The following is a 1,884-nucleotide window of genomic DNA, read 5'->3' on the forward strand; positions in this document are numbered from 1 at the left end:
AGCGTGGTCGCCGGCCCCGGATCGGGCAGCCCGGTGGCGGTCAGCGCATCGGCCAGCGTCAGCGCCGCGATTCCGGCGGCGGTGCAGCCGGCCAGCAGTGCAGAGCCAGCTAACAGGCCGGCGAGCAGCGGCCACACCCGCACCCACCGGCTGCGCTCGGAGCGAACCTCAGCCGAAACGACCGTCATACCTCCAGGGTATGGGCGCACGCCGGATAAGCCCGCTACCTGCCCCGCCGCAGCTGGCGTGCCTCGATTTCGCGGGCGATGAACTTCCTGCGGGCGATCTCGGCGATGTGGTCGAAATCGCGCAGAATGGCCTGTAACTCGCGCCGGAACGCGATTCGGCGCTTGGTCAGATCCGGCGCGGCCTCCAGAAGGTGCTGATCGGCGACGACCTGGCGCGCGGTCGCGAACAGCAGCGCCGACACCGGCTCGACACTGCGAACCCGGCCCTGCGCCGCGTATTGCCGGCCGACGCCAAGCGCCAGCCGGGTCAGCTCCTTCTCGCCGATCTCTGCCGGAGCGTCGCGCAGCACGTCGGCGACGATCTCATATGCCTCGAAGAACACCCGCAGCATCGCGTCGGCCATCAGGGGGCGCTTGTCGAACAACATCGCGTCGATCTCGGCGTCGCCCGCGGCCAGACGGGCTTCCCAGTCGGAGTGCCAGTCCAGCTCCTCGGCAATGTTGCGCCGGAATGCTGCCGAGTCCGCGAAGTAGAAATCGAATTTCAGCAGATCCCGTAGCCGCATCGATTGATCCCAGAAGGCCTGCAGCCGGTCACCGTCGGCGTGCCCGGCATGGGCCAGGGCCAGTTCGACGATCGAGGTTTCCAGGAAGGCGTGGATCACGCTGTTGCGGTAGAACGCCGCGGTGTGCTCGTCCTCGGGCGCGATCCGCCACACCGGCTCCCGGCCGCCGTCGATACGGGTGACCGGGTGGCCGGCCGACAACGCGTCCGCCGCCGCGCGAACCCCGTCCGGGCTGCGCAGCCGCAGCGCGCTGGTGCTCATCGGGGTCTGTTTGCGCTCCAGATAATCCAGCGAGTCCTGCAGAGTGTGGTGCAGTTGGTCCAGGGTGAGGGCCAACCCGCGGGTGGCCAGCAGCAGCGTCGACACCAAACCGGTCGCATTCACCGGGGTGGCCCGCAGAATCCGCCACGCCACCTCGAAGGCCATCTTCTGCATCGCCAGTCGCTTGGCAGCGCTGTCGACCGCAAGCGGCCCGTCCGGCGGGCCGAGATAAGCACGCATCGAGACGGCCTCCGGGAAACGGACGTAGATCTTGCCGTAGCTGCGCTCACCCTGAGCCTTGATGAAGTTGTACAGCCAGCCCAATCCCTCGGGCCGCTTCTCGGCGCCGCGCGCGTAGGCGGCGTACTCGGTAGTCTCGTGCAGTTGGTCGAAGCTGATCGAAACCCCTTGCAGCAGAATGTCGTCGCTGCGGCCGTCCAGGTAGGCGTCGGCGACGTAGCTCATCAGTCCGAGCTTGGGCGGCAGCATCTTTCCGGTTCGCGACCGGGTGCCCTCGATCGACCAGCTCAGGTTGAATCGCTTCGCCACGACGTAGCCGACGTACTCCTTGAGCACGTACTTGTACAGCGGGTCATCGCCGATGTTGCGCCGGATGAAGATGACGCCGGCGCGGCGCAGCACCGGACCCATCACACCGAATGCCAGGTTGATGCCGGCGAAGACATGCACCGGCGGCAGCCGGTTCTCCTGCATCGCCACCGGCATCACCGCACCGTCGATGTAGGACCGGTGCGAAAACAGCAGCACCGCAGGGTGGGTCGCCAGCGCGGTGCGCATCGCGGCAACCTGATACTCGTCGTAGTCGATGTCGGGATCGAAACCGCGGCTGAGCAGCCTGCCGAGCACCG

General features: G+C 67.4%; 2 protein-coding genes. Both read right to left on the reverse strand.

Translation table 11 applies throughout. The annotated features are described in order from the left end of the window. Positions 1 to 188, reverse strand: a 188-nt coding sequence (locus AC2VON_RS02345; protein ID WP_486951495.1) for a hypothetical protein, incomplete at its 3' end; no start/stop codon positions are given. 35 nt (positions 189 to 223) lie between these two features. Beyond that, positions 224 to 1,884, reverse strand: a 1,661-nt coding sequence (locus tag AC2VON_RS02350) for a glycerol-3-phosphate 1-O-acyltransferase (protein ID WP_486951496.1), incomplete at its 5' end; no start/stop codon positions are given.

Source organism: Mycobacterium sp. TH-M82 (genome assembly GCF_057473605.1).